Raw genomic sequence first — 15,835 nt, forward strand, 5'->3', positions numbered from 1 at the left:
AGATGAAAATTTTAGCTGTGTGTGGATTTGGTGTTGGAAGTTCAATGGTGTTAAAGATGACGATCGATAAGGTGATTAAGGAGCTGGGGCTGAAGGCGACTGCTGAGAATACGGATTTGTCTACTGCAAAAGCAACTCCTGCAGATGTTTATTTTACAAGCCACGAATTATTGAATGATTTGCAAGCTTCCGTCAAAGCACCTGTCTATCCCATCAAAAAATATATGGATGTCGCTGAAGTCAAAATGCAAATGGAAAAGTTTTTAGCTGAAAGAGAGGGATAATCATGAGTTTTGTCACAGATCATATTTTAAAGAATCCGCCAGTATTGCTCGGACTGATTGCAATGATCGGGTTGATCGTGCAACGAAAACCTTTTGCCGAAGTGGTGAAAGGCTCGTTGACAGCAGCCTTTGGGATGGTAGCATTGACCGCAGGGGTCAATATGCTGACGGGAACGATCGCACCAATCAACACAGCGGTTCAGACACAGTTGGGGGTTCAAGTAGCCGATGGTCTTTCTGATGTGACCTTCACAGCAGAATACGGGGGAACTGTTGGGTTAGCTATGTTTTTTGGATTGATCTTGCACTTATTGATTGCTCGTTTTACACCAGTTAAGACGATTTTCTTGACGGGTCATATGTTATGGTGGTTCCCATTTGTGATCGTTGCTGGTGGGGTTGAAGGTGGAATGTCGGGGATTCCATTATTGATTTTAGGAGCTGTTTTATCTGCTTGTTATTGGTCATTTATGCCTTGGATCATGCGGAAATATGTTTGGGATGCCACTGGCGATGATTCGTTCTTGATTGGACATCCTACAGGGATCTTATCGATGGTGTCCGGCTTCGTGGCAAAACGAGTAGGAAACAAAGAAAAATCGACAGAAGATTTAAAAGTGCCAGAAAACCTGTCCTTTTTCCGTGAGATTTCCATTACAGGTGCCTTGGTGATGTTTTTGATGAATATTGTTGTAGGAATTATCGCACCAGTTCTTGTCCCAGAAGGTGGGAATCTGGTCATGTTTGCTGTTCAAGCAGGCTTGAACTTTGGCGCAGGACTCTTGATCATGCTTTATGGGGTCCGCCTATTGATCAACCAAATTATTCCAGCTTTCCAAGGGATTGCTGAAAAAGTCGTCCCTGGAGCCAAACCAGCTTTTGATGTACCGATCCTATTCAATTATCGTCCGAATGCCGTGATTATTGGTTTTATCGTAGCTATGATCACCTCAACGATCCTTGTGATCATTGTCAATACGACGAATGTTTTTGGAATCTTGATCGTACCATTAGTTATCACCAGTTTCTTTGAATGTGGCGGCGCAGCAGTTATTGGAGAAGGACAAGGCGGCTTGCGTGGCGCAGTCATTGGTACCATTGCCGCATCATTTGTGATGGTCTTGTTAGTTGGTGTATCTGCCGTTCTATTCAGCACAACGATTCAAAACTGGATTCTGATCTTTGGTGGCAATGACTTATCACTTTGGGGAATCATTGGTCGTGGTCTCGGCAGTCTATTTGGGGGAATTTAATATGTATCAATATGTTGATAAAATTCATGCATTACTAGAAACCGTTGAAAAAAAGGAACAGCATGCAATCGATGAGGCAATTCGTCTCTTGACTACAGCAAATCTAGAAAAGCATTCGATTTATATTTTTGGGGCTAGTCATGCGGGGATCTTGGCAGAAGAAATGTACTATCGCGCGGGAGGGATGATGACGATCAATGCGATCTTTGGACGAGAACTGATGTTGGATCGCAGTCCCATCACCTTTACTAGCAAAATGGAACGACTAGAAGGCTACGGCACCGCATTAGCGGAAATCCAGCCGTTCAAAGAAGGAGACGTGCTGATTTTACACTCAGTTTCAGGTCGTAATCCTGTCATAATCGATTTAGCACTAGCGGCAAAAGAAAAAGGCGTCAAAATTATCGCTTTAACAAACAAAACGTATTCGCAATCAGTCACTAGCCGCCATTCTTCGGGCCTTCGTCTGTTTGAAGTCGCTGATCTTGTAATCGATAATCATGGAGAAATTGGTGATGCAGGTTGTCAGATTAAGGGGATGGATCAAAAAGTGGGGCCTACTTCAACGGTGATTGGCGCTACGATCCTTAATACCATTATCGTCGAAGTTTGCCAACAATTGAAACAAGCAGGAATCGATTATCCGCCCATCTTTTATTCCGCAAATATGGATGGCGGCGATGAATTGAACCAATCATTGTTTGAACAATACAAAGAAGCCATTCATTATCAGTTGTAACGCTGATTGTACAGAAGTTTTAACTCAGAAAAAGAACTGTGAGAAAAGCATAATCCAAATGAAAACTGATCGTGTCAGAAGTTTTTACTTCTCATAAAATAGCAGCAAGACTTCAGTAGAGCCTTGCTGCTAGTAGATCTAAGGAATTCAATTGGGGCAAGTCATCTCGCAGTTCTTTTTTTGTGACCATTCCAATTCCTATAATTGATGTGAGCCTATGAAATCCCTCAGGAGCTTTGTGCTGTCTCACTTTACTCAAATTCTTCATATACATTCGGATCTTGACCTTCAATACGTCCATCTTCTTTGTTCAAGCGATTGATTGCATTGATTTCTTCTTCAGTCAGTTCAAAGTCAAAAATAGCTAAGTTTTCTCGCTGATGGCTCAGGTTTCGGGATTTTGGTAGTGGTAGAATCCCGCGATCGACGTGCCAGCGTAAGATGACTTGACCCGCAGATTTTTGATATTTATTTGTTAGATCAGTGATGATGGATTCTTTGAGCGCCGCGCTGCCGCGGCCTAATGGACTCCATGCTTCAGTAATGATCCCACGTTTTCTGTTTTCTGCTACCATTTGTTCTTGGACCCAGTAAGGATGGATCTCGATTTGATTGATGGCTGGAGTGACACCAGTTGCCTCAATAATGGCATCTAAATGTTCAGGTTCAAAGTTAGATACACCAATAGAACGAATCAAACCTAATTTTTGCGCAGTCACTAACGCCTGCCACGCTTCAATGTACTTGCCGCGTTTAGGCAGTGGCCAGTGGATCAAAAAGGCGTCAAAGTAATCTAATCCCATGCGCGCCAGCGATTCTTGAATACTGGTCAGTGCATCATCATATCCATGATATTTTCCTGGTAATTTTGAGGTGATATAAAACTCAGAACGAGGGACACCGGATCGGCGAATCGCTTTACCGACGATTCCTTCATTGTCATAGTTCGTTGACGAATCAATCAAACGATAGCCATCTGCAATCGCTGCTTGCAACTGGCTTAAGCCTTCGCCACCGCGAATTTGATAGGTACCGATGCCCACGGCTGGGCGCATATTGCCGTCATTTAGTGTAAGTAAAGGTGCTTTCATATAATGATTCCTCCTTTTTCTTATACATTCTACTCTAACGCTTTTTTAGCTTTAAGGTAACCAACTTGCTCAATAAGACAAGAAAAGAGCAATGATTTCTTGTGAATGGAATCATTGCTCTTTTTATTCGTTTCGATCAATTTATTTTTCAGGTGGCGTGCCATACATTTTTGGTGTGACAGGATCTAGTTTTGGCGCTTTGCCTTCAACTTTAGGTGTAGAAAGCCATTGGTATTCACCTTCGCCATCAAGTGCTTTTCCTTTTGCCCAAGAGCCTTCTTTACTTTGATCTCCTTCAGAGAAATTGTAAAAGTCATAGGCGATGTCTAACCGTTCTTCATTACGAGGGAAAGTGCTCGGTACTAAGATTGTACCCTCTTTTTCTTCAAGTTCTTTGACAGCTTGTGCCCAAAGGTTTTGGTGATAGCTGTCCCGAGCTAATAGCACGGATAAGAGGTCTTTAACTCCACGGTCATCAATCATTTCATAGATTCGAGCGACTTGTAATCGTCCTTGTGATTCTGCATTTAAATTGGCACGGAAGTCTGCCAGTAAATTACCGCTGGCAATGATGTAAGCGCCACTCCATGGATTACCGACACTGTCAGCTGGACGTGGTCCTAAGCCAGCAACGATCGCATGTTGTGGATTCATTCCAGAGATAATTGCGCCAATTGCTGGGTCTTTTTTCATTGCGGCTTCTTGATCTTCTACCGGTGCACCTTCTAATAAACGAGCAACCATTGTAGCAAGCATTTCAACGTGTCCAATTTCTTCTGTCGCAATGTCCATCAACATATCTTTGTACTTTTCTTCTCCACGGCAGCTCCAACCTTGGAAGAGATACTGCATTGCTACACTCATTTCGCCATACTGGCCACCGATCAATTCTTGAAGATACTTCGCAATTAATGGATTTGGTTTGTCTGGTTTTGCTTCGAACTGTAGTTCTTTCTGATGTAGAAATATAGTTGTCCTCCTCTAAAATGATTTTTATTGGGCCCAAAAATATTCTCTCACGTTTATTTAGAATGGTCTAATCAAACGCTTGCTTTATTTCCGTATTAATAAAAACCGTTGAAATAGCGCTTTTTCTTGACAAAAAGCAGTCGCCATTAGATAGTTGAAGAGAAGTGAAGGAGTTAAAGGAGAGAGGCAAAATGTATTCGTACTATAAAATCGAACAGAACCAAATCAGAGAATCATCCGAAGAAGACTATAATTGGTTGGTAGTCAAACATGGAAATGAAGAAGAAAAAAAAGAGCTGCTGACACTTTTTGATTTACCGGAAGATATTTTTATTGGCTCCGATGAACCAGAGGAAGTTTCTCGATTAGAACATTTACGAGACACTAAATTAAACAATCCGTTTCTTTATACATTGATCGATCTTTCTTCAAATCATCAAGAACGCATTGAAAAACGCCTTGAACCTGTCACATTTATTCTTTCCAAAGGATTGATGATCACCTATGTCTCTAGAGAATCGAATCTCGTTGAGCGATTGATCGAGAAACATGGAAATGAGCTTCGACATTTTGAGGATATCATTGCTTTTGCCACATTAATGATCTATACCCACTTTATCAATGGGTTGAAAGAGATTAAAAAGCAAATCGACCAATTGGATGCGGCTGCCCGTAAAACAACCGAAAATAATGAACTATTTAATCTGGCAGACACAGAACGAGATATGGTTTATTTGGATCACACATTGAAAGATCAGAATCTTACAGTGAATCACTTGATGGAACGAAAAGAGTTTTTAGACAAACTAGATAATGAATCGTTAGTTTACGACATTAAACTGCGACAGAAATTTGCCAACAAGCTTGTCACGATCTATCGCGATTTATTGGAAACCATCGGTGGTCTATTCTCGGATATGATGGACAATAATTTGAACCATTTGATGAAATATTTAGATTCAGCAGCATTAGTGGTTGCAGTGCCATCATTAATTGCTGGACTTTGGGGGATCAACACTGGCGGACTGCCTGGGAAGGATAACACGATAGGAACGATTCTAGTCTTTGGGTTAGCTGTCTTAGTAGGCATCCTTACTGCTGTCTATCTTTCAAAGAAAGACTTTTCAAAAACAAAATAAAAAAGCAACTTTGTCTAGCATTGAACGCTGGGCAAAGTTGCTTTTTTTCGTGACTTCACAATCGCGAAGACTGTCCAATAAGCAGAGGGGAGAAGCGAGAAATGAAAAATATTAAGAAGAAAGGCCGGGGTACAATCCGAACAATTTATTTTTTACTTTACTCGCTATTGCATACGCTCACTTCTATCGCTGCTTTTTCTCATAATCCTTTTACATAGTGAGGGGAAGCAGGTTTCAAATACAAAAGGCAGAATCAAAGGAATGCCAATTGTTTTGATGTTTCATCAGAAGGATGTAGTGAATGAGGTGTGTACGACAATCTGGTTTCTTTGATTGCTTTTATTCATAGGGAAGATGACGGTTGAAAGCAGACAATGAAAGAAAATCGTACATAGTCTAGGTACCCTTTATCAGAAAATAACTTTTTGCTGATCAAAACGATTTCAAAGAGCTGCGGCAGTTTTTTTGACCTCTTGCAGTGAGTGTTAACGATTCCAAAAAAGTTGATTTATCCTTAATATAACAACGTTTTAAATTTTTTTTGTTTTTCTAAGAGCAAAATTTTTGTGTATTTTTAAGAAGAAGCGTAACATAATATGTGTAATAAATATTTCACAGAAAGAAGGAGAAAATTATGCATTGGTTATGGGTATTAATCGTAGGAGCTATTATCGGTTTGATTGCCGGAGCAATTACAAATAAAGGTGGATCAATGGGATGGATCGCTAACATCGTTGCAGGTTTAGTTGGTTCAGCAATTGGACAAGCATTGTTAGGTAGCTGGGGTCCTCAATTAGCAGGAATGGCTTTGATTCCTTCTATCATTGGTGCGATCATCGTTGTTGCTGTAGTATCATTTTTCTTGGGACGTTCAAGAGGTTAATCGTCAAATATATCAGCAATTTTACCTATTATCTTAAGGAGCAGCTTTTCGCTGCTTCTCTTTTTGTATAGACAAACTGCTTCTATCACTGATCATCGATGTTGTCTAACTGATGTCGTCGAATGCAAGCATTACCTTTGTCAGATTAAAAAATACTCGTTACACTTAATATAGAAAGACGAAAGAAAGGATGATCTCAATGAAAAAAATGTACGAAACAGCAATGATCAATCGTGGAGGCCGTGATGGCGAGGTCGAGGCACCAAACGGAAGTATGCACATGAAGATCGACCGCCCAGGAATCCATAGTGAAGGGACAAATCCGGAACAACTATTTGCGGCTGGATACGCATCTTGCTTCAACGGCGCGGTTCAACACATGCTGGAAGAAAATAATCTTGAGTCTGATTCTGAAGTCAAAGCACGGGTATCTTTATTTCAATTAGAAGATGGGGGCTACCAAATCGGGGTTGTTTTAGAAGTTTCTTTGCCAGGACTTGAGAAGGACCAAGCAGAGAAAATCGCAGAAGAAGCCCACGCATTTTGCCCATACTCTAAAGCAACAAGAGGCAATATTGATGTGGAAGTGACTATAGTAGAATAAGGGATTCTTAATGTTACTATAAATGAGATTATGAAAGATCCTATAAAGAAACGCTAGTAAAAGAAACATGTAGATACTGTAATTAATAGCGGTATATGTACGATTGATCGAATAGAACAAGGAGGCAAACAAATGACTCAGCGGGTAGCAATAATGATTTTAGTGTTGCTGGTCATTGGCCTCCTTGTTTACTATGTCCTAAAGTTTAAGCATTGGAAGCAGCAACGGATACATCAGGATATTGAAAAAAAGTTAAAACGGTATCCTATTGTTCAAGCAGCTTGGGAAAAGGCTGAAGCAAAACAATATAACATTCCTGGATTAACAGAAACAAGAATGGTGGTGCCGGAAACCGGCGAAAATGAGGTTTGTCAATGGATGACGCCGCAAGGGTTGGCTTTTTCTCAAGATTTTGTGTTTATTTCTGCCTACTGCTATGACCATCAGCATCATTCTATTATTCATGTACTGGATAGAGAAACAGGACAGCCGATCAAACTGCTGATTTTACCTAAACGGCCACATGTAGGGGGCTTAGTATATGATACAAAACGGGAACTTTTATGGTTGACAATCACAGGATCTGCTACTGGACGAGTAGCCGCTTTACGTTTGATCGATATCTTAGCAGATACATCTGAAGAGACGGGACAGCCAATCGCTTATTGGCTGACAACTGATCTCTTAGAGATTCCACAAGCATCGTATTTGACTCAAAACAATGATCAACTGGTATCTGGCAACTTCACACTAAAAGGTGAAGGACAGTTGACTTTCTATCTATTGCCGACGATAGCTGAAAAGAAAACAGCAATTCGCCGCAAAGACAAAATCCAACCAACCGTGACAATGAGCAGAAAAACATCTGATAAGATTCAAGGTGTGGCTTTTTATGGCCATTATCTCTTAGCCAGTCGTTCTTATGGTCCTTATACCTCGGAACTCTTAGTGTCCGAGCGGGACTCTCCTAGCCGGATCCTAAAACGAATCAAATTTCCACCGTATTTGGAACAAATCGTTGTTTTAGAAGATCGTCTAGCAGTATTGTTTGAAAGTGGCGCCGCAGCGTATCGCGAGAAAGCCAATCCTGTGTTAGCCAATGTTTTATTACTAGACTTAGCAACGTTGCTTCATGCAAATAAACGTCCCAAAAAGATTGCCGCAACTAAAAAATAGTCGGACAACTCAAGATGATCACTGTTGTTCATAAAGAACGACAAGAAAAATCATCTAGCGATGTTCGACTATTTTATGAGTTTGAATCATTGAGCGTCTGTTGTATAGCAATGCGTATTAATCAATGATCGATCGTTGAATATCCAAAACAGTTCCTGTTTTCGCATCTGCTAAAAATTCGTAAGTGATCAGTTGTCCGTCTTCGGTTCGAGTAATACCGCCGGTATATCCTTGAGATGTCACTGCAAATTTACGAAGGGGTTGCTTCTCAAAATTGATCCAGGAACCTTCGATCGGACCTTCTTTTAAAAATGCTGCTTTGATTTGATCGAGGACGTCATCTGCATTCATCGATTGTTTTTTCTTCATCCATAATGTCGAGAAGATCCCGCCTGCAAAACCGACACCCACGCCGATGGCCAGGCCGTTTTTAAAATAATTGAATGGACGTTCATTGATCATAAATGTTGTGCCTCCTTGAAGACTTCTCCTATCCTGTTAAGGAATAAACGGAAATCCTTTTGTCTGTTTAGATTATTTTACCATAGTTTAGAATTTTTCTATAAGAAAAGAACCAGAATGAGTAATTTGCGTTATAATAAATATAGATTTGCAAGAGGAGGGAAGGCTTGTTTCGATTCAAGCCGAAAAAAGTATGGAAGAAAAAACGTTTCAACGAATCAAAGAATTAACAGAATTGCAAGGAACTAGTGGATTTGAACAGGATGTTCGGGCCTATATGCGGGAAGCGATGACTCCATTAGTGGACGAAATCCAACAAGATGGACTTGGCGGGATCTTCGGATTACGTCATCATTCAGATGCAGATGCACCACGCGTGATGCTAGCTGCTCATATGGACGAAGTTGGATTCATGTTGACACAAATCACCGAACGCGGGTTATTTAAAGTGACACCTCTTGGCGGTTGGAACCCTTATGTCGTTTCAGCACAACGCTTCACTTTAAAAACTGCGAAAGGCAACTATCCATGTATTTCTTCATCAGTGCCCCCACATTTACTACGTGGAACAGCTGGACAAAAAGCAGTAGAAGTAACGGACATTCTGTTCGATGCTGGTTTTGATTCTAAAGAAGAAGCGGAAAGTTTTGGCGTACGACCAGGTGACACCATCGTACCTCAAGTAGAAACAATCAAGACAGCGAATGGCAAAAACATTATTTCAAAAGCTTGGGATAATCGTTATGGCTGTACGGTTGTATTAGAAGCATTGGAAGCATTGAAAGAAGAACAACTGGGTCATACATTGATTGCTGGTGCCAATGTGCAAGAAGAAGTTGGCTTACGTGGTTCAAAACCTTCTGTCACGAAATTCCAACCAGATCTATTCTTCGCTGTTGACTGTTCACCAGCTGATGATACAGTGACGAAGAATGGGACTTTTGGGCATTTAGGTGAAGGTACACTGATGCGTATCTATGATCCAGGAATGATCATGTTGCCTCGGATGAAAGAATTCTTGCTGGACACAGCAGAAACAAACAATATCCCTTACCAATACTTTGTGTCTAAAGGCGGTACGGATGCTGGTGCAGCTCATATGGCCAATGAAGGAATTCCAAGTTCTGTGATTGGTGTACCAGGACGTTATATCCATACCCATCAAACACTATTCAGCATCGCTGACTTTGATGCTGCGAGAGAAATGGTGATCCAAGTCTTGAAAGGTTTGGATAAATCAACAGTTGCTACAATTGTAGAAGGAAAATAAAAATTAAGAGCTGTGATACGACTCAACGCTAGATCAGACCTATTTGGTTCAATTTTTGATCTGTTATTGTAACTGTTTACGATAATCAGGAAATGGGACAACGAGGGTGCTGTTTTCAGTGACTAGCATGGGCGTGTTCACAGCTCTTTTGCTTGTGAGTTGGTTCCCTGTTTTAAAAGGTGTATAATTTGATTAGAGAAAAGAAAGTGGTGAGCGTGTGATTGTTCCAAAAAATTTAGAAGAATTGGCAACATATGTCGAAAAAGGAAAGAATGTCTTCTTTTTTACAGCAGACTGGTGTGGGGATTGCCGTTATATTAAACCGCAATTGCCTGAGATCGAAGCAGATTTCCCTGAATTTCAATTTGTTGAAGTTGATCGTGATGCTTATATGGATGTGGCTGTGGAATGGAATATCTTTGGAATTCCAAGTCTTGTAGTGATCGAAGACGGCAAAGAACTTGGTCGTTTAGTCAACAAAGATCGAAAAACAAAAGCAGAAATCGAATCTTTCTTATCAAGTCTAAATTAAACTTTCGAGGTGAAAAACATGAGTGGGCAAAGATATCAAAATATTTTAGTAGGTGTCGATGGCTCCGACCAAGCCAATGAAGCGTTCAAAAAAGCAGTTGAAGTGGCACGACGCAATCAGGGGAAAGTCTATGTAGCGAATATCATCGATCAGCAGATCCCCACGATGATGGGATATGCTCCTTTAGATACAACGATCATTGAGCAGGAAAAGGATACTGCCCAAGAATTAATCGAATCCTGTAAACAATATGGTAAATCCGTTAATTTTGATTTGATCGAAGGGATCATTGCTTACGGCTCTGCGAAAGAAGCAATGGCCAAACAGTTACCAGAAAAATATGGGATTGATTTGATCATGGTAGGCCAATCCGGACTGAATGCAGTTGAGCGGTTTATCACCGGGAGTGTAGCGAGTTATATTATTCGCGAAGCGAAATGTGATGTGTTGGTTGTCTCTCCTAGCGAAGAATAAGCAAAAGACAAAGCTGTGACAGAAGATACAGAGACAGGAAAAAAGAGCAAGCGAGTGCTTTTTCATTCACTAGCTGCCTGTTGGTCTGATTTCTGTCGCAGTTTTTTTATGGATTGGGAAGTGCAGCGATTGTAAACTAAGAAAATTCCCATGACGAACAGACAAAAATTTGTTAAGATTATGGGCGGAATAAGTAAGAGGAGGAAGACAAGTGATTTTTTCATACAACAAAGAATATGTGGGCGATACTTTGATCGTGATCACAGCAGATGATAAAGGGCTGGAACAAACGGCTGTACGAAAAGGAAATGTCGCTCAAATCAAAAATGAAGAAGGTACGATCGTAGGTTGGAACTTCTTTCACATTTCTGATACAGTTGCCATTGAAGGAAACGGACAAGTAGTTTTGACGAAACAACAAGTGGAAACTTTGAACCGATTGATCACAGAAGCTGGCTTTACGGAGCAATTGGCAATTGATTTAGAGCCGAAAATCGTTGTGGGTTATGTCAAAACATGTGAACCACATCCAGATAGTGATCATTTATCTGTAACGGAAACAGAAGTCGGAGAAGGCGAGGTCCTGCAAATCGTTTGTGGTGCTGCCAATATTCGCAAAGGATTGAAAGTCGTTGTTGCTAAACCAGGGGCAATGATGCCGGATGGGTTATTGATCTGGCCAGGAACGCTTCGTGGCGTCGATAGCTACGGCATGATCTGTTCTGCTCGTGAACTGCACTTAGCAAATGCACCATTGAAAAAAGGAATTCTTGAATTACCACAAGATGCCGTTGTTGGTGAAGCTTTTCCAGTTGGAAAATAATAAAAAAGATCTGCCACGTCCTGTTTGTGTGGCAGATCTTTTTTTGACTTGAATTTAGTTGCTGCTGTCAGTCGATTGTTCATTGATCGAAGTATCTACAGATAGAACGACTTTGGCTGTTTTTTCTTCTTTGCCGCGGTAGAACGTCACTGTGATCGTATCACCGACTTTGTGCTTGTACAGTGCAGATTGTAGATCTGTGGTTGTGCTGATGTCGGTATCATCGATTTTCGTGATGACATCGTATTGTTTCAATCCTGCTTGTTCAGCTGGTGTCGCGTTATTTACTGAGTATACGACTACTCCGTCAGTGACAGAAGATGGTACTTTCAAGATTTGTTCTTGTTGTTGCGAAGTGATTGAGCTTAAGTTGATTGTTCGAATACCCAATGCTGGACGAACAACTTTGCCGTCTTTTTCTAATTGGTTGATAATATCGACAACGTCGTTACTTGGGATCGCGAAGCCCATTCCTTCTACGCTGACACTTGATGTTGATTCAGAAGTGCTGGCGATCTTGCTAGAGTTGATTCCGATCACTTGTCCTTCAACGTTGATCAGTGGACCACCAGAGTTTCCTGGGTTGATCGCTGCATCTGTTTGAATCGCATTGATGCTGACTGCTTCACCAGATTCATTTTGATTCGTTACTTGACGATTCAGAGAAGAAACAATCCCTTGCGTTACAGAATTTGCAAAGCTAGATCCTAATGGAGAACCAATCGCAATTGCTGGTTCGCCAACTTTTAGTGAATCAGAATCGCCGAAAGAAGCAACCGTGTCTACTTTATCAGAAGAGATGCGTAAAACAGCAAGGTCAGTGTAAGCGTCTGTTCCGACTAATTCAGCTTTGACTTTTGTGCCATCAGAGAGAACGACTTCCAAACCATCTTGTCCTTCTACTACGTGGTTATTCGTAACGATATACGCTTTGTCACCATCTACTTTATAAATCACGCCACTTCCTTCAGAAGAAGCTTCTAGTGAACTGTCATCGCCTGAATTCTCAGTCCCTGATCCTTGACCACCTTGCTGACCAGAGCCAAATAACCCTTCGAGGCCATTCGCATTATTTTGTTGCAAGTTGATGATCGAAACGACTGCTCCTTGCACTTTTTCGACTGCTTTTGTTACATCGCTGTTGACGTCATATTTAACATTGGAGACTTTCGTTTGTCCATTGTTATCTTGAACACCGCTGGTTGCGGTCGTTACAGGTGAAGTCAAAGAAGAGCCCATCGCCAGATAAAGTCCGCCGAAGGTCAACAAACCACCAACTACTCCGCCAAGAATGCCAATACCTAATTTTTTTAATAAGCCGGAAGAAGGTTTTCTTCCTGGTGTCACATTTTTTCGTACCATTTGTTATTCCCCCTATTGAATTGTTTGTATGTATTTATTATATTCTTTCTTTCTGACAATAGTCTACTAAGAGATTTTGAAAAAAATATGAAGAAGATAGGGAGGATTTAGACCAAAACAATGAAATTTCTTTTTTTAGACTACCAATCATTTTTTTAGTAAGAAAAGAGTCACTTGAAACGATTCGTGGTATCAATGGTACTATAGAAGAAAAAATTGGTACGCGACATATATTCTGAAAAGAAATTCCATTATAATGATAGCGGAAGGTGAGTGGTCATGAATATTAAAATCGTCACAGTAGGCAAATTAAAAGAGAAATATCTGATTCAAGGCATCAATGAATACGTGAAACGATTAGGCGCTTATTGTAAAATCCAATTCGTGGAAGTTCCTGATGAAAAAGCTCCAGAAAGTATGAGTGAAGCTGAAATGCTTCAAGTGAAAGAAAAAGAAGGTAAGAAAATCTTGGCAAAGATCAAAGACCAGGAATACGTCTTTGCATTAGCGATTGAAGGCAAAAATCCCACCAGTGAAGCTTTTGCCCAGCAGATCGAGCAATTAGGAATCCAAGGCAAAAGCCAACTAGTCTTCGTAATCGGCGGCTCCTTAGGTCTCAGCCAAGAAGTGATGCAGCGCAGCAACACCCAAATCTCTTTCGGCAAAATGACCTATCCCCATCAGTTGATGAAACTGATTCTAGTCGAACAAATCTATCGTGCTTTTCGCATCAATACAGGCGCGCCTTATCATAAGTGAGGGTGTTTTCTCCACGAAAGAAAAAATAGTAAAACAGAGGAGTAACAAATGAGTGAACTTAACCATTTTTCTGCATCTACATTAGCTGCGTTGCAAAAAGATGAGCAACATCCTTACTATGTTTATTGTTTGGTTGATCCTAGAAACAACCAGACTTTTTATATTGGGAAAGGCAAAGGTAACCGTATTTTTGCACATCGTCAAGCGGCTCTAAGTATGTTAAGTCAATCTGATTATTTTGAAGAAGATGAATCAGCTAGAACATTAAAAATAAAAACTATCCAAGAAATAAACGGAATGAATCTGCAACCATTGAGTTATATACTTAGCTATGGATTAACTGAGAATGAAGCTTACGCTAGTGAAAATGCGTTGATTAATTATGCTCAACTGATTCAAGGACTCTCTTTGACGAATTTAGTAAAAGGACATGGTTCTAAGCCAATGCTAGTGGAAGAGGTAGAAGAGCGATATGGATTTCAACCCATATCTGTAAATCAAATAGCAACGGATGAGTTGGTCTTAGCAGTAAAAGTGAGAGATGCTTTTGAACTTTGTAAAGATGAGTCAGATGAATATCCGATTGACGACAAATTTCGTGATGATCATAATTTAAAATCTCGTACGCTAGGTAATTGGGTAATTGGTCGTGATAAAATTCATCGGATTCGCTACATTATAGCGATTAATACTGGAGCAGATAATGCGGTTGTTGCTGCATATAAAGTCTCCTCTCAATATTCAGGATCGAAGAAAAACGAAAACGGACGGACACGCTATGCGTTTCGTGCACTCTCTCAAAGAGATGATACGTTAAGAGAGCTGAATTTATACAAACGATCGTTGCCGGAGATTAAATTTGGTAGTGGAAGTGCAATTGCATATATTAATCATTAGAAAAGTGTTTCAAGAAAAGCCCAACACTAAAATGATATGACGGGATAACTTAAATAACAAAAATGCTGATAATTGATTTTTCTAAGAAAGAAAACCTTATAGACAATAGTTAGATGGAAGTTGCAATTGAGAAGAAATACATTGGAAAAGTATTGCCGGCATATTTGCTAATAATGGTAGATGACTACTTCTTCCTAATTAAAAAATAAAACCTCAAAAAGAACTGCTAGTGATAGGTTTCTCATCACTAGCAGTTCTTTTGTCAATTTCATTCGTAGGTTATTATTGTTTGTGAGAGATTGTTGGAGGTTCAAGATACTGTCGATATTTACTAACGATGATATCCATAATGATTTGATAGATAAAAGAATGGGTTTGAAAAATAGTCTCATGAGGGAAAAGAATAACATCATGAACGAAACGATAGTTACGAACCTCTTCATTTGCTGTGATTACGAAAATCTTGGCTTTTGTGTTTTCAAATACATTTCTGTAGGGTATATCATCTCTAAGTTGTTGTCGCTGTAAAAAACCGCCAGAGTTAGAAAAAATAATCAATAGTGTCTCTTCATCGGCTTGTTCTATGAATTCGATTTGTTTGAGATCACTTTGATAAGTAATAATAAACTTTCCCGCATAAGCCAATTTGTATTGAAAATCAATGGCTGCTGATTCGGAAAATAGCAGTCCAAAAGCACCTACTTTATTATAGGTAGTCAGACATTTTGCTAACTCATCAATACTTCTCATGTTGCTTTGCTGTTTGAACGCACTAATATCTTTAATGATGGCATCTAAATAATCATCATAACCATTTTTTTCAATTGGATTGATAATATTTGAAATGTAATTTAAGTCGAAATGGTATTTATTTTCAGCAAAGGTTGAGGATTTTTTTAATTCATAATAATCTTCAAATCCGATGGAACGAGCAAATTTTGAAATGGTTGATTTAGAGACAGTGCATAAAGTAGCTATATCAGAGATACTTGATTTATCGATAATGCTATAGTTATTCAAAAGTGTCTGAGCGATATGGTAGTAGGTAGAAGAAGTTGTTTCATTGTTAAGAACAGTCAATAGTCTAATAATTAAGGGTCCCATAAATACTAGCTCCT

18 protein-coding genes are annotated in these 15,835 nt (G+C 39.9%); 13 read left to right on the forward strand and 5 right to left on the reverse strand.

What is annotated here, in order from left to right; genetic code table 11:
- Positions 1-2 precede the first annotated feature (2 nt).
- The 3 genes from DVW06_RS01330 to DVW06_RS01340 are packed head-to-tail and all read left to right on the forward strand — an operon-like array spanning position 3 to position 2,276.
- Positions 3-284, forward strand: coding sequence for a PTS sugar transporter subunit IIB (locus DVW06_RS01330; RefSeq protein ID WP_002301437.1), 282 nt, complete (start codon positions 3-5; stop codon positions 282-284).
- Between the two features lie 2 nt (positions 285-286).
- Complete coding sequence (locus tag DVW06_RS01335; RefSeq protein ID WP_003125789.1) at positions 287-1,537, forward strand: PTS ascorbate transporter subunit IIC; 1,251 nt, start codon at positions 287-289, stop codon at positions 1,535-1,537.
- Between the two features lies 1 nt (position 1,538).
- Positions 1,539-2,276, forward strand: coding sequence for a sugar isomerase domain-containing protein (locus DVW06_RS01340; protein ID WP_002301439.1), 738 nt, complete (start codon positions 1,539-1,541; stop codon positions 2,274-2,276).
- 251 nt (positions 2,277-2,527) lie between these two features.
- On the opposite strand, the gene DVW06_RS01350 is transcribed toward DVW06_RS01340, so the two are convergent.
- Together DVW06_RS01350 and DVW06_RS01355 are read right to left on the reverse strand one after the other, a co-directional pair.
- Positions 2,528-3,367, reverse strand: coding sequence for an aldo/keto reductase (locus DVW06_RS01350; protein ID WP_131732033.1), 840 nt, complete (start codon positions 3,365-3,367; stop codon positions 2,528-2,530).
- Between the two features lie 141 nt (positions 3,368-3,508).
- Positions 3,509-4,336 carry a manganese catalase family protein gene (locus DVW06_RS01355; RefSeq protein ID WP_010723486.1) on the reverse strand — a complete coding sequence of 276 codons (828 nt, stop codon included), beginning with the start codon at positions 4,334-4,336 and terminating at the stop codon, positions 3,509-3,511.
- Between the two features lie 191 nt (positions 4,337-4,527).
- On the opposite strand from DVW06_RS01355, the gene DVW06_RS01360 reads away from it, so the two are divergent.
- From DVW06_RS01360 to DVW06_RS01375, 4 genes are all read left to right on the forward strand, one after another.
- The gene (locus DVW06_RS01360; RefSeq protein WP_021150199.1) at positions 4,528-5,475 is read left to right on the forward strand and encodes a magnesium transporter CorA family protein; all 948 of its coding nucleotides are present in this window, start codon (positions 4,528-4,530) and stop codon (positions 5,473-5,475) included.
- Between the two features lie 634 nt (positions 5,476-6,109).
- Complete coding sequence (locus DVW06_RS01365; RefSeq protein WP_002292290.1) at positions 6,110-6,358, forward strand: GlsB/YeaQ/YmgE family stress response membrane protein; 249 nt, start codon at positions 6,110-6,112, stop codon at positions 6,356-6,358.
- Positions 6,359-6,557: 199 nt separating this feature from the next.
- Complete coding sequence (locus DVW06_RS01370) at positions 6,558-6,962, forward strand: organic hydroperoxide resistance protein (RefSeq protein ID WP_002292291.1); 405 nt, start codon at positions 6,558-6,560, stop codon at positions 6,960-6,962.
- Positions 6,963-7,094: 132 nt separating this feature from the next.
- A complete protein-coding gene (locus DVW06_RS01375) occupies positions 7,095-8,138 on the forward strand; it encodes a hypothetical protein (RefSeq protein WP_003125821.1) in 1,044 nt (347 codons plus the stop codon).
- A gap of 117 nt (positions 8,139-8,255) precedes the next feature.
- Here DVW06_RS01375 and DVW06_RS01380 read toward each other — a convergent pair whose 3' ends face one another.
- Complete coding sequence (locus DVW06_RS01380; RefSeq protein WP_003125823.1) at positions 8,256-8,600, reverse strand: PepSY domain-containing protein; 345 nt, start codon at positions 8,598-8,600, stop codon at positions 8,256-8,258.
- A gap of 193 nt (positions 8,601-8,793) precedes the next feature.
- On the opposite strand from DVW06_RS01380, the gene pepA reads away from it, so the two are divergent.
- The 4 genes from pepA to ytpR all read left to right on the forward strand — a co-directional run bounded on the left by pepA (position 8,794) and on the right by ytpR (position 11,699).
- Positions 8,794-9,870 carry a glutamyl aminopeptidase gene (pepA, locus tag DVW06_RS01385; protein ID WP_003125824.1) on the forward strand — a complete coding sequence of 359 codons (1,077 nt, stop codon included), beginning with the start codon at positions 8,794-8,796 and terminating at the stop codon, positions 9,868-9,870.
- A gap of 217 nt (positions 9,871-10,087) precedes the next feature.
- A complete protein-coding gene (locus DVW06_RS01390; protein WP_003125825.1) occupies positions 10,088-10,402 on the forward strand; it encodes a thioredoxin family protein in 315 nt (104 codons plus the stop codon).
- 18 nt (positions 10,403-10,420) lie between these two features.
- Positions 10,421-10,876, forward strand: a complete 456-nt coding sequence (locus tag DVW06_RS01395) for a universal stress protein (RefSeq protein WP_005470736.1) — start codon at positions 10,421-10,423, stop codon at positions 10,874-10,876.
- Positions 10,877-11,087: 211 nt separating this feature from the next.
- The gene (ytpR, locus tag DVW06_RS01400) at positions 11,088-11,699 is read left to right on the forward strand and encodes a YtpR family tRNA-binding protein (protein ID WP_003125829.1); all 612 of its coding nucleotides are present in this window, start codon (positions 11,088-11,090) and stop codon (positions 11,697-11,699) included.
- A gap of 54 nt (positions 11,700-11,753) precedes the next feature.
- Here the strand turns inward: ytpR and DVW06_RS01405 are convergent, their stop codons facing one another.
- Positions 11,754-13,061 carry a S1C family serine protease gene (locus DVW06_RS01405; protein WP_005470737.1) on the reverse strand — a complete coding sequence of 436 codons (1,308 nt, stop codon included), beginning with the start codon at positions 13,059-13,061 and terminating at the stop codon, positions 11,754-11,756.
- A 279-nt stretch (positions 13,062-13,340) separates the two neighbouring features.
- Here DVW06_RS01405 and rlmH point away from each other — a divergent pair, with 279 nt between their 5' ends.
- Positions 13,341-13,820: a 23S rRNA (pseudouridine(1915)-N(3))-methyltransferase RlmH gene (gene rlmH, locus DVW06_RS01410; RefSeq protein WP_003125832.1), complete on the forward strand. Its 480-nt coding sequence runs from the start codon at positions 13,341-13,343 to the stop codon at positions 13,818-13,820.
- A gap of 48 nt (positions 13,821-13,868) precedes the next feature.
- Complete coding sequence (locus DVW06_RS01415; RefSeq protein ID WP_003125833.1) at positions 13,869-14,717, forward strand: LEM-3-like GIY-YIG domain-containing protein; 849 nt, start codon at positions 13,869-13,871, stop codon at positions 14,715-14,717.
- Between the two features lie 282 nt (positions 14,718-14,999).
- Here DVW06_RS01415 and DVW06_RS01420 read toward each other — a convergent pair whose 3' ends face one another.
- A complete protein-coding gene (locus DVW06_RS01420; protein WP_003125834.1) occupies positions 15,000-15,821 on the reverse strand; it encodes a MurR/RpiR family transcriptional regulator in 822 nt (273 codons plus the stop codon).
- Positions 15,822-15,835: the final 14 nt, after the last annotated feature.

The organism is Enterococcus sp. ARL09-542 (assembly GCF_005234805.1).
Taxonomy (GTDB): domain Bacteria; phylum Bacillota; class Bacilli; order Lactobacillales; family Enterococcaceae; genus Enterococcus_D; species Enterococcus_D gallinarum.